This is a genomic window from Singulisphaera photorubra (assembly GCF_045290345.1).
GTDB lineage: Bacteria > Planctomycetota > Planctomycetia > Isosphaerales > Isosphaeraceae > Singulisphaera.
Genome location: NZ_CP155447.1, coordinates 10,320,391 through 10,337,642, shown reverse-complemented (window position 1 = coordinate 10,337,642; position 17,252 = coordinate 10,320,391). Strand labels below are relative to the sequence as shown.

Below are 17,252 nucleotides of genomic sequence, written 5' to 3'. Positions count from 1 at the left end.
TTACAGTAAGATTCGTGAGATGTTTGGTCACGCTCGACCGCGGATCTCGTCTGGAAGCGACTCACGTCGGGTGGCCCAGTTTTCGTTTGTCCCCTTGGTTGCGGAGGCGGTTTTGCCCACGATCGGCGTTATCGGCGGAGACGGGGTCGGACCTGAAGTGGTCCGTGAGGGATTGGCAGTTCTGGCCGATGTGGCCGAGCGTGAGGGGTTTCGCTATGACCTTGTCACGTTCGACCTCGGAGGGGAACGCTACCTTAAGACGGGCGAAGTTCTCCCCGACAAGGTCGTCGACGATCTGAGGCGATGCGATGCCCTTTTCCTGGGGGCGGTCGGACATCCGGGCGTGGCGCCTGGAATTCTCGAGAAGGGGATCCTGCTCCGTCTTCGTTTCGAATTCCACCAGTATGTGAATCTCCGACCGGTCCGCCTGTACCCCGGCGTCGAGACGCCGATCAAGGGGAAGGGCCCTGACGAGATCGACATGGTGGTCGTCCGCGAGAACAACGAAGACTTGTACGTGGGCGCGGGCGGTTTCACTCGGAAGGGGACGGCCGAGGAAGTGGCCATCCAGACGTCAATCAACACGCGCGCCGGGGTCGAACGCTGCCTGCGGTATGCCTTTGATCTGGCGCGATCGCGCGGCCTTGAGCGGCCTTATCGTGGTCTCACAGAGGAGGAACGGGGACGTGGTCTGGTGGGTCAGGTCACGCTGGTGGCCAAGACCAATGTGTTGACCTTCGCTCACGACCTGTGGATGCGCGCCTTCACCGAGACGGCACGTGACTATCCGGAGATCAAGAGTGACTATCAGCATGTCGACGCCTGCTGCATGCGCATGGTCGTCAGCCCGGAACGATTCGACGTGATTGCAACAACGAATATGTTCGGTGACATCATCACCGACCTGGGGGCGGTGCTCCAGGGGGGGATGGGCCTGGCCGCTTCCGGGAATCTGAACCCGGCACGGACTGCGCCGAGCATGTTCGAACCGGTCCACGGTTCCGCCCCTGACATTGCCGGCAAGGGGATCGCCAACCCGATTGCGGCGATCCTGTCGGTGGCCATGCTGCTGGATCATTTGGAGCTTCCTCGCGCCTCCGAGCGGATCCGACGCGCAGTGGCGCGGGTCTTGGCGGCGGGCGCACCCAAGACCCCCGACCTGGGAGGTCAAGCCAAAACGGCCGACGTTGGCCTGGCAGTCCGCAACGCCTTCGAGTGAGCGGACGGGCCAAGGCGACACGGCGCAGCGAACCCGATCCTGGGGTCGCATTGTCTGAACCGCGAGCCTTTCGCCTTGGCCCATTACGTCCGTTTCTGCCGCTCGGAGGAGAGACACGCCCATGAGTTTTGGCGCCAGTCACGCCCTCGATGCCAGTGTCCTTGTCCTGAATAAGTTTTACATGGCGGTTCACGTGATCTCGGTCCGGCGGGCCTTTTGCCTGCTCTTCAAGGATCTGGCCGAGGTGATCACGCTGGACGATGGCCGGTACGCCGCATTCGATTTCCAGAGCTGGCGCGAAGTCTCCGAGGCTCGGGCGCTGTTCAAGCACCCCGACGACGAGTTCATCCGCACCGTTCACTTCGAGATCCAGGTGCCCCGCGTCGTACGCCTCCTGGCGTACGATCGCCTTCCCCGGCAGAAGGTCAAATTCAACCGCCGCAACATTTTTGCCAGGGACGGCAATCGTTGCCAGTATTGTGGCAAGCGGTTCGCGACCAGTGAGTTGAGCCTCGATCACGTCTTGCCCCGCAGTCGAGGCGGACTGGCGAACTGGGAAAATATCGTGTGCGCCTGCCTGAAGTGCAACGTCCGGAAAGGCGGTCGCACGCCTTGGGAAGCCAACATGCGCTTGATCAAGGAACCGATTCAGCCCCGGACCAGCCCCTCACTTTGCCTGAAGCTTTCGCATCGCCGTTACCAGAGTTGGAAGACGTTCCTCGATAACGCCTATTGGTCGGTCGAATTGAAATGAGTGAATAAAACGCCGTCACCCTCGAATGCTTCTCATGAGCCCATTTCAGACCTCTTGCGAATCAGTGAGAGGGTGATGGCATTCAATTCGTCGATCGGTTAGGCTGGATGGTCGGAAGATTGTGACGCCGTCAGTCCGGTCGTAAAAAGAGGGATAGGCCCATGCGTCGAAGCCGGGGAGCCGCGAGGTCGAAGTCAGGGTTCACCCTGATCGAGTTACTCGTCGTTATCGCAATTATTGGCGTATTGGTCGCGCTGATCATGCCGGCGGTGCAATCGGCCCGAGAGGCAGCGAACCGGGCGAAGTGCCAGAACAACCTCAAGCAATTGGGGTTGGCCGGACAGGAGTATCACGACACCTTCTTGAGTCTTCCCTCGGGTTGGTTCTGCAACGAATCGCAGTGGGAGGCCACTTCGGGGTGCACCGGCGGCGACTGTAATTGCCTGCCGTGGGCGAGCCAACCCTATATGTGGAACGGTCTGACGTCGGGTTTGCTGTTGAAGCTCGAGCAAACGAACCTCTGGAACGAGATCAACTTCAACCTCCCTCCGAACGTGAGCGATAACACGACGTCGACGCGCCGCACCATCGAAGCCTTCGTTTGCCCGTCGAACCGGAAGGCGAATGCGGTCGCATCGGGCGCCTCGACCGCGATCAAGCTCGGGCCGTCTGACTATCGGGGGAATTCGGCCGCCGATGGCAATCTCGCCTGCAACGATGCCGCCACGCTGCCGACCAACCCGCTCGACCTCAGCACGTCGACTTGCACCCAGTTCGACAACGGGGTCACCTACAAGAACTCAACCGTGAGCATGGCCGATATTACCGATGGAACGACCTCGACCATGTTTATCGGCGAAGTGATTTATCCCAAGAATTACTGGAGCGACGCTCCAAGTTCTTGTGTCCGTACACTTCTGGGCCGCACGATCAACAAGCCAATCACCGTCGGCACGACGAACTACTGGACCTATTGGGCCAGCAAGCACCCGGGCATGGTGAACTTCGCGCGTTGCGACGGAAGCGTCGGCACGGTCACCAGCCAGATCAATAAGCTCGTTCTGATGAAACTCATGACCCGCTCGGGGGGTGAGTCGATCTCGAGCGACGAGATCAAGTGAGTTCAACTCCCAATCAATCTGGGATTTGCGACTTTATGGGCGGAGCCAACTGGCTTCGCCCATTCGCGTTCGAACACGGCCGATAACAACCGTGGCTTCGTTCTGTTTTTGCCTCCAGAATCCGATTTTTCCCGTCGGGTGGGCCGTGCCCACCCTTCGGGGATGGTTAAGCCGACGATGGGGCCATGGCCTATCGGTGTTGACGTCGAGGGAAACGGGTTCGGCGAAGCTGTACGTCGGTCGTTTGCTGAGCGGAGAGCCATGTTCGTTCGCCGAGCGAATTCATCCCCTCTTTCGTTTGCGCCGCGCAAAAAAGAAACCCCAGAGGAGCGTCTGGGGTTGGGTTGGGGTCGACTCGGTTTGGCGGTTCGCGCAGCTGGTGTTACTTCTTGGCGGGCGTGCAAGACTCGCCTTCCAGTGCGTCCTTCTTCTCGTTGATCACGGGGCACTTGGGGGCTTCTTCCGCATTCAACGCAGTGAAGTCCTTCCAGTCGTCCGGCAGGTTGTCTTCGTGGAAGATCGCCTCGACGGGGCACTCCGGGACGCACGCTTCGCAGTCGATGCATTCCTCGGGGTTGATGTAAAGCATCTGCGCCCCTTCGTAGAAGCAATCGACGGGGCAGACGACAACACAGTCGGTGTACTTGCAGTCAAAACAAGGCTCGGCCACGATGTGAGCCATTCATATACTCCTAAGAATACCTGATATCACAAAACCGAGAGGATCATGAATCGAGAGGTCCGGAGCGAATCCAGACGCGCACCTCCGGACATCTTAGATCGCACGCCAGCATGGGTCAAGAGAGTCCGGCGTGCGTCCGCTAGCCGAAATTGGGTCAGGACTTGGCTTTCCGCTTGGCGCTCTTGATGTAAATCGGTTTGACGGGGACGTCTTCGAGGTTGCCTTTGGCGGTGGATTTGGTGGTGGTTTGGACTTTGGCGATTGCGTCGACCACATCCATTCCCGCCGTGACCTTGCCGAAGACAGTATATCCGCCTCCGTAGCTGTCGAGCCGACTATTTGCGTCGAACAGGTTGATGAAGAACTGAGCGGTCGCCGAATTCGGGGCGTTGAGGCGGGCCATCGCGATGGTTCCGCGCGTATTGCTCAAGCCGTTGCCCGACTCGTTCTTGATCGAAGCCCTGGTCTGCTTCTCATTCAGCTGATCGTCAAACCCTCCGCCCTGAATCATGAAGTCGGGCATCACCCGGTGGAAGATCAGATTGTCGTAGAAACCGTCGTCGACATACTTGAGGAAGTTGTCGACTGTGATCGGCGCCTTGGCCCGGTCAAGTTCAATGGTAATTGGTCCCAGGGTCGTGTCGAGGATCACCACCGGCTTGTCATCGGCGGCGGTGGCGGTCATCGTCATGGCGCCGAGCCCGCAGAACGCGGTGATACCAAAGAGAAACCGACTCATGAATCGTGCTCGTGTCATGGGGATCAACCTCCGAAAAGTGAGCCTGAAGCGGTGACCGCAGGTCATTGCAGGGCCGGACTGTCGTTGCGAAACTTGAATCTAGCAAACGGCTGGCCGATTGGGTAGCCGCCCGCTGCCTTCGCGATTGCTTCACGCGAGGAGCAGGAGAAACCGGGCGCAAACCCGGCGCGACTACCAACCTGCGTAATACGTCATTCCCGGATAATCGCGCACGAACCCAAGCTCGGCCAACCAAGGGGCGGCGGGGCTCTCAATTGCGGGGCTGGTGTTGTAGGTCTCGACTTTCAGCACTCTTCGCGACGGTCCTGCCAGCTTGGGAACCAGGGCCAGGGCCCCGCGCAGGTCCAGTTCCGAGGCCGAAGCCAGGCCCGACAGCCGTTTGCCGCCTGCCTCGATGATCAAGATCGGGCGGCCATCCCGTAAGACCAGGAAATTTGTGGGATTGCGAGGTAACCGCGCGGTTCCTCCGTTGAGCAGGTCGATGTCGAACGGCGCTCCCGAGCCGTATAGGTTGGCCGGGTCCAGGGATGAGATCAAAACGAACTCAGGAGTAGGTTCCCGGTCGCCTGCTCGCTTGGCCAACGCTTCGGCAACGTCGAGCGTTGCGTACTGAACGCCCGAGAGCCCCTCCACAAAATAGCCTCGCCGGAGCTCGCCTCTCAACTCTGCCCGGGCGAGCCAGGGGGCCAAGTTGCGCCAAGGAGGGCACCACGTGTCGAGTGCGGCTGTTTCGCGAGCCAGAACACCGTACCGTTCGAGCAGGACCGCGGCCCAGGCGAGGTGGCTTGTCTCGGGATCTGCCTCCACCGACTCCAACCGCGACCAGCGTCCCTCGGGACGACTCGATGCGGTACGACGAAGTGAGGGACGGGAACGCTGCAAGCTCGGTCGGTGCCCCGCGGCGGCCGCCGAGGCGCGGGTGAGTGCCTCGGTCATTGCGGAACCGCCAGGTCGGAGGGGATCGAATCGGTCGTTCGTGGCCAGGCCGAGCCGGAGCAAGCGATCGAGCGCCAGCCGCGTGCGTGAGGGTTCGAGGCCCAGGTGCCGAGTCAGGTCGGTCGCGAACGAGGCGCCTCGACCCTCGAGCTCGGCGAGGACTCGGCTCTCATTGTCCGAGAGGGTGGGGGGAGCGTCGGGGAGGGGCCAGCCGCCGACGAAGTCACGAGGTGCGAAGCCGACGCGTGGCTCCCCCTTGGTCTCCCCTTCGGCTCGCCAGGACCAGCCACCGGCCGAGAGGAGGTCGTCGAGCCAGGCTGCGCGGAAGTCGCGTAGCCGCCTTGGCAAAATGTCGGTTTCCCAGAGGTCGGCCGGGGTTGCGAACCCAGCGAGCTGGTCCAGGATCAGGGCAACCGCCGCTTGTCCCTCCCAGCGCGTTGCCGGATGAACGTGCTGACGGCGGGCCACAAAGTCGGCGAAGACTTCGGGGGAGACGGCCACACTCTCCCGCCGTCGCAGGGCGATGGAGAGGCGACGGACCTCCTCGAGGTTTCGCCGCTCGGCCCAGAGGGGCTCGCCCGAGTCGCCGGCCGGCTCGAGGCGGATCAACCTCCCCTGCTCTTCCCAACGTTCAAGCAGGTCGGTTGCCGCCGCCGGGTCCAGCGGGTAGCGGCGGAGGAGTTCGTCGAGGCCGACCAGGGCGTGGGTGCTGAGGAAACGGCGGACGATCGTCTCTTGCCCAGCGTCGCTCGGTTCGCTGGCAAAGGCCGACGCATAGAGGATTGATTCCTCCGCGCTGATCCAGCGGGAGGGCTCGGCCGTGCCTGGGAGCTCGATTTCCGCGGCCCTGCCCTGCGCGTGAAGCTCGACGAGGAAGCCGAGCATCGGGCCGCTCAACTCGCCTGGTGCGAGATCTCCCAGTCGAAGCAGGGTTTCGGCCATTTCGTCGACCGTGCGAGGGGGGCGGCCGACCTCACGGAGCCGGCTGTCAACCTGACCAATCGCGTTGGGGTCGAGCCAGTGCGCCTGGCTTGCTGGGTCGAGCAACGGATCGAGAAGGCCTTCGTCCACCGCTGCCCGGCCCGCTTGGCGATCGGCTCGTCGGGGCTCGTCCCACTGATAAAGGAATTGGGAGGTAAAGCGAAAGATGAGGTCGGCCGCGAACGGGGAGGCGATCTCACCGCGGCGCGTCACGATCCGGATGGCACCCGAGGCGACGCGGTCGAGAAAGAGGCGGAGTCGGGGCAAGTCGAGGTCGTCGTTGAGACATTCACGGTAGGTCTCGACCACGATCGGGAAGTCAGGGAATTGCCGGACGACTTGCAGCAGGTCCTTAGCCCGGAGCCGCTGGAGCCAGAGCGGCGTTCGCTTCGACGGGTCGGGCCGGGGCATGAGTAGCGCCCTCCCGGCATTCTGGCGAAACCGGAGCCCGAACAGGGCGCTCTCCCCAAGCTCGTCACGGATCAGCCGCTCGGCAAGTTCGGCGGTAAGGCCGTCGAACAGGTCGAGGGGAGGATCGTCGTTCTGGGGCAGGCGAATCAAGATCCCATCGTCGGCGTGAAGGCAGGACAGAGAGATTCCCAACCGCTCCCGCAACCGGCCTTGAAGGGCAAGTTTCAAGGCCTGATGAAGTTTACCGCCGAAGGGAGTGAGTACGGCCACCCCCATCTCGCCGGCCGGATCGCGGAAGGACTCGATCACGACGGTCCGGTCGTCGGGGGCGGCTCCGACGGTCCTGACCTGACGCGCGAAGTGGTCGCGCAACGACTCCGCCGCGGCCGGCTCGAGATGACAGTCGGACTGAAGCCAGGCCGACAGCCCCGGGTCGTCGAGCCGCTCGACCAGCTCGCGGCTCAGGGCTCCCACGGCTTCGCCGAGCTCCGCGGTCCTTGCCGCATCCTCTCCGCGCCAGAACGGCATCATGGCGGCCTGCCCCTCGGCCCGAGCCACCACGACTCGGTGCGCCTCAATGGCCTCGATCCGCCAGGTGGCGGTCCCGAGCACGAAGGTCTCTCCCACCCGGCGTTCGAGGACGAATTCCTCGTCGAGCTCACCCAGCCGAGGCCCCTCATTGCCCAGATAGACGGGGTACTGGCCGGTGTCCGGGATCGTCCCACCGCTGGTCACCGCGAGCCGTGCGCTGCCGGGCAGCGCGTGCAGGCGGTTGTGGACCCGGTCCCAGGTCACCCGGGCCCGGAGGTCGCGGAAGGTCTCGGTGGGGAATCGACCCGCAACCATTCGAAGCACGCTGTCGAATGCGGACGGGGAGAGCTTGGCATAGGGATACGCCGAACGGACCAGGTCGAAGAGCGCGGGGACATCCCAGCGATCCATCGCCACGCAGGCAACCACTTGCTGGGCGAGCACGTCGAGACAACCGTTCGGCACGCGCAACGACTCGACCGTGCCGCCCACCATCGCGCGGCAGAGCGCCGCCGATTCCAGGAGGTCGCTGGCCGTCTTGGCGATGAGCCGCCCCTTACTGACCCGACCGACCACGTGCCCCGCGCGGCCGACCCGCTGAAGTCCCCGCGCTACGCTGCCGGGCGATTCGACCTGGCAGACCAAGTCGACCGCGCCCATGTCGATCCCGAGTTCCAGTGACGCCGTGGCCACCACGGCTTGAAGCTCGCCCCCCTTCAGAGCCTCTTCCGTGTTCCGCCGTTCTTCCAGACTCAGGCTGCCATGATGCGAGCGAACCAGCGAGGTGACGGGCGTCTCATGTTCTTCTTCGAGTTCGTTCAGATGAGAGGTCAGCCGTTCCACAACCCGCCGGTTGTTGGCGAAGATGATCGTCGAGCGGTGCGCGCGAATGAGCTCGAGGAGTCGGCGTTCGATGGCGGGCCAGGTCGTGCCGGGGGCGACGGGTCCTGGCCGCTCGAACGGCACGAGGATTTGCAAGTCGAGCTCTTTGCGGTGCCCCGTGTCGACGATCGTCACCGGTCTCGGTTCGAGTCGAGTCTTCGATCCGGGGCCGGTTTTGATCCGGCAGCCGCCCAGGTACCGCGCGACTTCGTCGAGCGGCCGCTGGGTGGCCGAAAGGCCCACGCGGACGAACCCATTGGGGTTGATCGCCTCCAGACGTTCCAGCAAGAGGGCGAGGAACACACCGCGTTTGTTGGGGCAAAGGGCGTGGATCTCATCAATGATCACGTGGGAGAGTGACCGTAAAGTCTCTCGGGCCCGGCTCGTCAGCATCAGGTGCAGCGACTCGGGCGTAGTGATCAGGATGTCGGGAGGCTTGCGGACGAGCTTCTGGCGGTCAGCCGGGGACGTATCACCGCTCCGGACCGCAACCGTGAGCGGAGCCAACTCTGTACCGGTTGCGCGAGCCGTCTCCAAGATCCCCTCGAGAGGCATCTGAAGGTTGCGATAGACGTCCTGGTTCAGGGCCTTCAGCGGTGAGATATAGAGGATTCGCGCCCCGGGTGCACGCCTTGGCGTCCGCCAGAGATGGTCAAGACAGGCCAGGAATGCCGCCAGTGTTTTGCCCGAACCGGTGGGGGCGAAAATGAGTGTGTTTCGGCCCTCGGCGATCGCCGGCCAGCCTGATTGCTGAGGAGGGGTGGGCGCACCGAAGGTGGTTCGAAACCAGGCGGCCACGACCGGCAGAAAGCCGTCCAGGCCATCGTTGCGTGACATGGGTTGAGGCAGACCCCCCTCGGCTCGCCGACTTTTTCGACGAGCTTCCCCCAATTGTCGCTCGAACGATCACCTTCTGACAAGATGGATCTAAACAAATGTACCCAAATTGAAAAAAAAGAGGTCAGGACCAGCGTGTGGCCAGCTCATCGTCGGTGAGCGCACGGTCGATGAGATCGCGGAGAATCTGGGCAACGCTTTGGTGGCGTCGTTTGGAGAGTTCGACCAGCGCGTCGGCTCGATCTGCAGGCAGTAATAAGCCGATTTCGACCACATCGCCCTGAAGTGGCGTGCCCGTTTTGCTTGCAATCAAGCCGTGAAAAACAGCCATCTGTGGAAGTCCCCCCGCTTCAAATCCCACGCGAATTGCTTGTGTCGTAGGCGTGCAGTGCCTTGACCAAGCAAACGGTGCGCCATTGCTGAAAAGTTCAACGGAGTAGCGTAATTCCCAAGATGGCGAGAACCCCGATGACGAGTGCGATGGCGACGAAGTGGACGAGCCATCGTGAGTCATCCGGCTCGGTTCGACGACCTATGTAGGCGTGGTTCGCGGCTTCGCGTCGTTCCCGTTCACCAGGGAGCAGGACAAGGGCGGGGACGGGGGGCGGGGGGGAGCGATGCATGGGGGCGAGGGCCGGCTCGGCCTCGCCCAGGTCGCGGAGCGAGAAGGGTTGGGAACTTTGCGACTCGTCGACGGAGAGCAGACGGAGGTCATCGTCTTCCAACTCGGGGGGGGGCGGTCGGAACGCGCTGGCCGATTCGGCCTCGGTACCGAGGATTGCCCTGACTTTTTCCGGGTCGGTCCAGCGCGCGATGTCGGGGCGAAGCTCCTCGCAGTTCTGATACCGATCGTCGGGCGACTTGGCCATGAGCTTGCGGACGATCGCCGCGAACGCTGCAGGGACACCGCGGGCCACTCGTTCCAGGGGCTCCGGATCTTCCATGCGTTGCTTGAAGATCTTGTTGACGACGTCGCCCCCTTCAAACGGGGCCCGGCCCGAGAGGGTGAAGTAGAGCGTGCAGCCGAGACTGTAGAGGTCGCTCCGGCGGTCGGCCCGCGCGGCGTTGCCGAGTTGCTCGGGGCTGGCGTAGTCGAGCGTACCGATCACAACGTTCGGGCGAGTGAGCGGACTCTCCTCGTTGATCGCCTTGGCCAGCCCCAGGTCGAGGATCCGGGCATCACCGTCGGGAGTCACCATGATGTTCGACGGCTTGATGTCGCGATGGATCAGGCCGGAGTTATGGGCGGCTTCGAGGCCGTCGAGGACTTTGAGGAAGAATCGCGCTGTGTCGGCGACGCGAAGCGGGCCGCCGTTTTTTCCCTTCACCGTGTGATAGAGGCTGTCGCCCGGAATGTACTCAAGCACCATGAAATGAACGTTTCCCTCGCTGCCGACGTCGAGGGTACGCGCCAGGTTGGGATGATTGGCTCGGCGCGACAGTTCCATTTCGCGGCGGAATCGAAGTAAGGCCTGTCCTTCCTCGGCGGCCTTCTTGGGAGGAAGCACCTTGATTGCGACCCGCTGCGGTTTTCCGTCGCGGGCGGCGAGAAAGACCTTCCCCATCCCCCCCTCACCGATCGGCCGGAGGATCCGGTAGCCTCCGAGGAAGAAGCCACGGGTGGCACCGGCGAGGACCTTCCTGGCCTGGTACGGGGTCAGGAGATCGAGCTGGATCAACCACTTGGCAAGGCGGACAGCCGCATCGGCGCCTGGTTCGCCCGGTAGCAGGTTGGCCCGGGCCCGGGCCAACTCGTCCGAGGGCACCAAGCCGCTCGTGGCCAGGTTCGCCAGGAAGTCGTCAAGCCGCGGCATGATGCTCAGACCCCTTGGTTGGGACGGTCCACTCATGCCGGCGACAACGCCGGGGCGGATGATCACGAGCACTGGATTCGGTGTGCGACGGGCGCCTGGCGCGACCTGACAACGGACCACGAGTCGGAAACCACGACCGATCGAGGTTCGTTAATGGAGCGGACCCAGTAGTCAACATGGGGTTCAGGACGACTTCTGGAACGACGAAGGCGGTCGTTACAAGGTCGCGCGTTCGACCTCGTTCACCACGTGGATAACCAAACTGGTGATATTGTCCTTCGAGTCATTGGCCAGTGCCTGGTCGATCAGGACTCGCGCCGCCTTCTGCGGGTCGTCGCAAGTCTGGAGCACTCGGGCCAGTTCCTCGTCGTGAACGACCCCTGTCAGCCCGTCAGTCGCGAGCAGGAATCGGTCGCCCGGCAGGACGTCGAGGACCCGAACTTCCTCGGGTCCGCCCCGTGCGTCCTTGCTGCCGAGGTAGAGGTAGAGCACATTCTTGAACTTATGATTGGCGACTTCTTCCTTGGTGATCGTGCCTGCGCGACCCAGCGCATCGGCCAGGGAATGGTCCTCGGTAAGTTGCTCGAACTGACCGCCGCGAAGGCGGTACGCCCTCGAATCACCGATGCCCGCAACAAACACACGATCGTGTCGGAAGAGCGCGAGGACAACGGTGGTCCCCATGTTCGAGAATTCGGCCACGGCTCCCGAACAGCCGAGGATCTCCTGATTGGCGTCGGCGACCGAATCACGAATCAGCCCTTGTACCACTTTCGGGTCCGATTCATCCGATCCGAGCCGCCGTGAGACGGCACGCGGGATCAACTCGACGGCCATCTTGCTCGCCTGCTCGCCCGCCTGCTGCCCTCCCATACCGTCGGCGACGATAAAGAGCACGTTGGACGAGGGGTCGAGTGACGACAAGACGGTCTCGCCGCTCCCTTCCGGGGCCGACGGGGCGTCAAATCGGACCGATTTTCGGCCCGGTACGAAGTAATTGTCTTCGTTGTGTTCGCGGTAGCGGCCCACCGTCGAGACCACGCCAACGAGGAGCTTCAGGCCACTCGAGCGGACCGTCAGCGGCGGGGGCGTGGGGTGGTCAGCGGTGGCGTCCAGGTCGCTCTGGCCACGAGTTTCCGAAGACTTCCCCACGAAGTCGTTCATCAAATTCCTCAGCCATGAAAGGAACCGCGAGTACCAACTCACCTCGACCGCCTTCTTTCACCGAACGAGCGCAATGCGCCTGGATCGGAACTTACAGTCTGGAATTCGGCGGTTCACGAACGCGCGTGGCCGGGGCTGGCCCATCGCATCAGGTCGTCGATCCCCACCGAGCGATAAGTCATGAACAACTCTCCCGCCTCGAAACCGGCCGTCAGCCCGTGGTAACGGTTCATGGTTTCGACGGCACCGAAGATCCCCGCCTTATTGGCGGGAAACTGGGTGGCGTAAGCGCGAACCGCCTCGATCTTCACGTCAAGCGTGCTGCCGATGTCGGCGACAATGTAGCCTGAGGCCTCGGGCAAGTCTAACCCGTGAATTGCAATCGGGAAGCTTAGCTGATTCGTGATCGTGTGGACCGGCAGGTTATCGAAATGCTCGTCCCACTTCGTGAGCCGACTGTAGAAGACGGCAGCATCGGTGATCAACATGGCTTGGTAGTGGTCGGGCGAGGCGAGCACGGTTTTGCCACCGAAGCCCAGCACCACTTTGGGTCGGTATTTTCGGAACACCTTGGCCAGAGCCACACGCGCCTCGAAGTTATCGAAGAGCCGACGGTTTGGCAGGTTCAGGTTGATTCGAACCTGGACGCCGAGGATTTTGGCCGCTCGCTCCGCTTCGGCGAGCCGGATGTCGGGGCCGGCGGAAAGCGGTGTTGGCTCGCCGTCGGTCAGATCGACGATCCCGACGTTATATCCCTTCCGAACCAGGCGTGCCAAAGTTCCACCGCATGCGATCTCGACATCGTCGGGGTGTGCGCCGACAGCGATCAGATCCAGCTCCGTGTCGACGGCCTCGGCCATGCTGCCCATTCCTCGTGCGGCCGCGATTCAGAAGCGACCAATGTGATGTCCCTTTCCCGCCAGTATACCTGCCGCCCTCGGCTTCTCACAACCGAGGGACGGGAATCGCGAAAGTTTCAGTCGCTCACGTCCGGCGTTTTGGTGACGGCGAGGAGAAAGGTGGGGTTAATCGCCTCGAACCGCACCCGGTCCATCTGCTCGATTCCGCGTGCGATCGAGATATTCCAGACCTGGACTTCCGAGGTGAGCTTTTTGAGCGTTTCGAGCGCGGTGGCCAGTCCGTCGATCGTGACGACGTTCACCGCCATTCGGCCCCCCGGACAGAGCCGAGCGTAGGCCGTACGGAGGACGAGCACGACCTGTCGGCCGGTGCCGCCGACAAAGATCGCGTCGGGATCGGGCAAGCTCGCGAGCACTTCCGGAGCGCGGCCCGCGACCGGGCGGACGTTGGGCACTCCGAACGACTCGGCATTGGCCTCGATCAAGGCCACGTCGGCCGCCTCGGGCTCGACGGCGTAGACGATGCCTTGATGGGCCAGTTGGGCGGCCTCGATGGCCACCGAACCGGAACCCGCGCCGATGTCCCAGACCACGCTATCCGGCCTGATATCGAGCTGAGCCAGGGCGATCGAGCGGACCTCGGCCTGGGTGATCAAACCACGCTTGGGCAGCGTCTGGGCGAACACATCGTCGGCGTTGCCGAAGAGACGGTGCCGCCCCGCGCGGCTGGCCTGGTCGGGGCGATTCGGCTTTCGGATCAGGATCAGGACGTTGAGCGGGTCGAAGTCCATGCTGGCCAGATCGGTCAGCTCAGCCTGGGTCACCCGCTCGTCGGGCGAGCCGAGATTTTCACAGACATAGGCGCGGAAGTAGTCGATCCCACGCTCGAGGAGCGCTCGAGCCAAGCGGTTCGGCGGGTGCTCGTCGCTGGAAAAGAGCCCCACTTTCTCGGCCGTCCGGATCCGATCGACGATCGCTTCGAGCGGTCGTCCGGCGAGGCTGGTCAGGTAGGCGTCCTCCCAGCTCTCCTTGACTCGCGCGAAGGCGAGCTGCATGCTGCTGACGTGGGGAATGACCTCAAACTGATCCTTACCCAGGCGGTCGCACAGGTATCGTGCCACGCCATAGAAGAGCGGATCGCCCCCGCTCACCAGCACGGCTCGTTGCGATGCGAACGCCTCACGCACTTGCCGGAGCGCGGCGGGCATATCGGGTTCGAGCGGCTCTCGTCGGCCGCCCAGGCCGTCGAGTAGCGCGAGTGTCGCCGGAGCGCCCAGGATCACCTCGGCCTCGGCCACGATCCGACGCGCCGACTCGGTCATCCCGGCGAGGCCGTCGTCGCCGATCCCTACAATCACCAGCTTCGAGCGAGATTCGGCCAAGGTCGACATCCTCAATAGATGAGTTTTCGTTGGTTCGCGACGACCGCCACGCCGACGAGCGTTTTATTGTAAACCGGAGAGACTCGTCAGGATAGATCGAGCGCCGATCTGAGTTCGGACCCTCGCAACAAGACGGCACGGCTTGCGTCGATCAGATCCGGAGCTCAGGCTCCCACTCATGATTTGGGCTCGTTGGGGCAACCCTCGGGCGCACAAGGGAGCAGCCAGTCGGCGGTCACTTGTGCCAGCGCCTCGGCGTGTGTGTAGTGCGGCTGGTGGCCGACCAGAGGCATGATGACCCCCTCGGCGGCTGGCAAGGCGGCATTCAGTTCGTCGAAGTAGCGGCGGACAACGATCCGGTCCTCGTTCCCCTGGAGCAGGAGGACGGGGTTGCGTATTTCGGGGAGGATCGGACGAAGGTCGAGCCGGGTGACTAGGTCGAGCCGATGGGCCAGTGCCGCGATTGGGGTGAGGCCGTTCTGCTCGAGATAATAGGGCCAGCGGTCCTCGATGATCGAGGGGAAGTGGCTCTTGCTGTTGTAGGCGAGAACCTGCTCACGCCAAGGCAGTCGCGAACTCTTGCCCGGGAGATGACGACCGAAGGACAGCGCCAGGCGTTCGGCCGCGGAGAACCGCCGGTGAGCGAACGCCCCTTGCACGACCCCCTTGGGAAATCGCCTCGGCTCTCGGTGGAGCGCCCGAAGCACGACCGTGGAACCGAACGAGAGGCCCGTCAAGAAGGCACGGCCGATGTTGAGGTGATCAATGAGGCCGAAGAGGTCGTCGACAATGTGGTCGTGGGTAATCCGTCCCAGTCTGGCCCCGTCGTCGGGATGATCTCCTGGGTAGTCGAAGATGACCGTCCGGAACCGGCTCGAGAGCCGGTTGAGCATGAGGGCATAGCCGCGATAGGTCGCTGCAATGCCTGGGGCAAGGATCAGAGGGGGCCCTTGGCCGAGCACCCGATAGCGCATCCGGTAACGCGGACCCTCCCAGATCGCGTGCTCCGCCAGCCGGTCGTACGTAGCGACCTCCGCCCGGAAATCAGCAGGCGCCGGGCACGGCGGCCGTGAAGGAATTTCGGGCGTCTCGACAGCCGGCGCGGGACGGTCAGGCACGGGTCTGGACCTCGGCTAAGGGGCTGGATTCTTCATGAACTTCAAACGCGAGGCTGGCAAAACTGACGCAGCAGGTGCGTCCGTCATCGACGGCCTGGTCATATTTGAGGAGCGTGCCCCGCGCGGGTCCCATCGCGTGAAGCATCGTGTAGGCCGCGGCCAATCCACAGACTCGCCAACGATTGCCGATCTCGGCCGCCGTCCCGAACCAACCCGCCGCGTCGCGAGCGGCGGCGCGGGCGAGCATCGCTCGGTCGAACGAACGCACTTCCGCCAGGATTTCGGGATCGAGCAACTCGGGATCGCCGAACTCCGGGCCGACGTGGCAGAGGTCAATCCCGCCAATATACGCGACCTTCTTGCCATGGGCCGCTTCCGCGGCGTGCAGCGCCTCAACAAATCGGCGCACGTCGGCGGACTCGATCGGGTCGGTTCCCGCATCCATCAAGTCGTGGAACGAGCCGACCAGGATCGGCACGATCGAGAACTCGCGGATGCCACCCAGGAGGTACTGGAGAAATACGACCTGAAACTCGATCGAGTGCTCGGTTCGATGCGAGAGTTCATCCTCGAAGAGGTTCTGTCCGGCCAACGAAGCGATCCGATCGACGTAGTCACGGTTGGTTGGGACTCGACCGAGCGGCGTCTCGAAGTCCTTGCGGGTCAATGCGAAACGATTTCGACAATACTGATGAGCCACGCCCAGGATCACGAACGTGTCGGCGTCGGATCGCTCGACCAGCTCCTTGTAAGACCAGGTGTAGACCAACCCGCCGCGCTGGAAGTCGATATGAGGGCTCAGTACACCTCGTAGCCGAGCCGGCACGGTCTGGGGTTCGGGTTGCGGTAGGCCCGATCCGTCGGCATGAGCGAAGTAGCGAGCAAGCTGCGACCGAAGCGCTCGCTCGGTGCCGGCGTAGGATCGTCCCGCCAGGGCGGCGGGCCGCACCTGTTCGCGTTGGTACGACTCGTGGTAGGCGGCGAACGTCGGACCGTCGAGGACCAGGGCGCGATCGAGTTGATCGACCAATTCCTCGAGCTGTGCCGTCGTGATCAGTTGGCCGGTCTCGCGGAGCACTCGGGCCTGAATCTCGCTCAGGGGCGTCTCGCCATCGAAGTGGCGGACGACCCATTGATAGCCGTCGAGCGGAATCAAGACGGGCTCGAGAAAGACACCGAGTGGGTCGGCGATCGCTGCGTACGTCTGCCCCTGATGCTCAAAGCGTCGGGCTGACAGGGGCCGGAGCTTGGGTCGGTCGAGGGACGCCATCGTGACGTTCCTGGGGCTCACAAGGCCGGGGATCCTTTCGAGCCGTCCCACGTCCACGACGGGCGCGGGAACGACGTCTCGATCATTCTCCGGCGGGAACCCAAGATCGTCAAGCGGCTCGACGCGGACCCCGTGGTGGCAGACCGATCAAGGGGAGCGGCCAAGCGGGAGGAGCGATCTCTCGAATCGGTTCCAGGCTCATCGCAGGCTCCAAGCGTTGTTTTTGATGGCTCAACGAGAGAAACGGCTCTGGCCTTCACTGCCTGTGCAAATCACGTTCCTTCACGGCTCCGGCAGAAAAAACAATCCAATCGAGGAGTGTTCGGCGGGCCAAGTCCAAACATGCGGCGCACCGCGAATCCGACAAACTAGGAAAACTTAGGGTAGTGGGCGTTTGCTACGTCAAGCTTCGCTGTACCCGTTTCCTCCTACCTCAACGCAATCGGCCGCGGCATCATCGAGGTTCCAACGATCCCCGTAGGGGTGGGTCTCGCCCATCATGCCTATCTCCTTGCCAGCGCGAAGGTTAA

Annotated in this window: 13 protein-coding genes; 3 read left to right on the top strand and 10 right to left on the bottom strand. The window is 63.0% G+C overall.

Annotated elements, in window-relative coordinates:
- The first annotated feature begins 112 nt into the window (after positions 1 to 112).
- From V5E97_RS38605 to V5E97_RS38595, 3 genes are all read left to right on the top strand, one after another.
- The gene (locus V5E97_RS38605) at positions 113 to 1,219 is read left to right on the top strand and encodes a 3-isopropylmalate dehydrogenase (protein ID WP_406701287.1); all 1,107 of its coding nucleotides are present in this window, start codon (positions 113 to 115) and stop codon (positions 1,217 to 1,219) included.
- Between the two features lie 121 nt (positions 1,220 to 1,340).
- The gene (locus V5E97_RS38600) at positions 1,341 to 1,973 is read left to right on the top strand and encodes an HNH endonuclease (protein WP_406696864.1); all 633 of its coding nucleotides are present in this window, start codon (positions 1,341 to 1,343) and stop codon (positions 1,971 to 1,973) included.
- A 161-nt stretch (positions 1,974 to 2,134) separates the two neighbouring features.
- Positions 2,135 to 3,094 carry a DUF1559 family PulG-like putative transporter gene (locus V5E97_RS38595; protein WP_406696863.1) on the top strand — a complete coding sequence of 320 codons (960 nt, stop codon included), beginning with the start codon at positions 2,135 to 2,137 and terminating at the stop codon, positions 3,092 to 3,094.
- A 382-nt stretch (positions 3,095 to 3,476) separates the two neighbouring features.
- Here the strand turns inward: V5E97_RS38595 and V5E97_RS38590 are convergent, their stop codons facing one another.
- The 10 genes from V5E97_RS38590 to amrB form a co-directional block, all read right to left on the bottom strand.
- Positions 3,477 to 3,776 (bottom strand): ferredoxin family protein, encoded by a 300-nt coding sequence (locus tag V5E97_RS38590; protein ID WP_015244960.1) that lies wholly within the window; start codon positions 3,774 to 3,776, stop codon positions 3,477 to 3,479.
- A 154-nt stretch (positions 3,777 to 3,930) separates the two neighbouring features.
- Entirely contained in the window at positions 3,931 to 4,515 is a 585-nt protein-coding gene (locus V5E97_RS38585) for a peptidylprolyl isomerase (RefSeq protein WP_406701285.1), read from the bottom strand.
- Positions 4,516 to 4,707: 192 nt separating this feature from the next.
- Positions 4,708 to 9,114 (bottom strand): DEAD/DEAH box helicase, encoded by a 4,407-nt coding sequence (locus V5E97_RS38580; RefSeq protein WP_406696862.1) that lies wholly within the window; start codon positions 9,112 to 9,114, stop codon positions 4,708 to 4,710.
- Positions 9,115 to 9,238: 124 nt separating this feature from the next.
- Positions 9,239 to 9,445 (bottom strand): hypothetical protein, encoded by a 207-nt coding sequence (locus V5E97_RS38575; RefSeq protein ID WP_406696860.1) that lies wholly within the window; start codon positions 9,443 to 9,445, stop codon positions 9,239 to 9,241.
- Positions 9,446 to 9,542: 97 nt separating this feature from the next.
- The gene (locus V5E97_RS38570; protein ID WP_406696859.1) at positions 9,543 to 10,928 is read right to left on the bottom strand and encodes a serine/threonine-protein kinase; all 1,386 of its coding nucleotides are present in this window, start codon (positions 10,926 to 10,928) and stop codon (positions 9,543 to 9,545) included.
- Positions 10,929 to 11,144: 216 nt separating this feature from the next.
- Positions 11,145 to 12,092, bottom strand: coding sequence for a PP2C family protein-serine/threonine phosphatase (locus tag V5E97_RS38565; protein ID WP_406696858.1), 948 nt, complete (start codon positions 12,090 to 12,092; stop codon positions 11,145 to 11,147).
- Between the two features lie 113 nt (positions 12,093 to 12,205).
- A complete protein-coding gene (locus tag V5E97_RS38560) occupies positions 12,206 to 12,952 on the bottom strand; it encodes a PIG-L family deacetylase (protein WP_406696857.1) in 747 nt (248 codons plus the stop codon).
- Between the two features lie 116 nt (positions 12,953 to 13,068).
- Positions 13,069 to 14,343 (bottom strand): precorrin-6y C5,15-methyltransferase (decarboxylating) subunit CbiE, encoded by a 1,275-nt coding sequence (gene cbiE, locus V5E97_RS38555; RefSeq protein WP_406701284.1) that lies wholly within the window; start codon positions 14,341 to 14,343, stop codon positions 13,069 to 13,071.
- Between the two features lie 167 nt (positions 14,344 to 14,510).
- The gene (locus tag V5E97_RS38550) at positions 14,511 to 15,452 is read right to left on the bottom strand and encodes an alpha/beta fold hydrolase (RefSeq protein WP_406696856.1); all 942 of its coding nucleotides are present in this window, start codon (positions 15,450 to 15,452) and stop codon (positions 14,511 to 14,513) included.
- Positions 15,445 to 16,722 carry an AmmeMemoRadiSam system protein B gene (amrB, locus tag V5E97_RS38545; protein ID WP_406696855.1) on the bottom strand — a complete coding sequence of 426 codons (1,278 nt, stop codon included), beginning with the start codon at positions 16,720 to 16,722 and terminating at the stop codon, positions 15,445 to 15,447. Before amrB ends, V5E97_RS38550 begins: the two co-directional genes overlap by 8 nt.
- Positions 16,723 to 17,252: the final 530 nt, after the last annotated feature.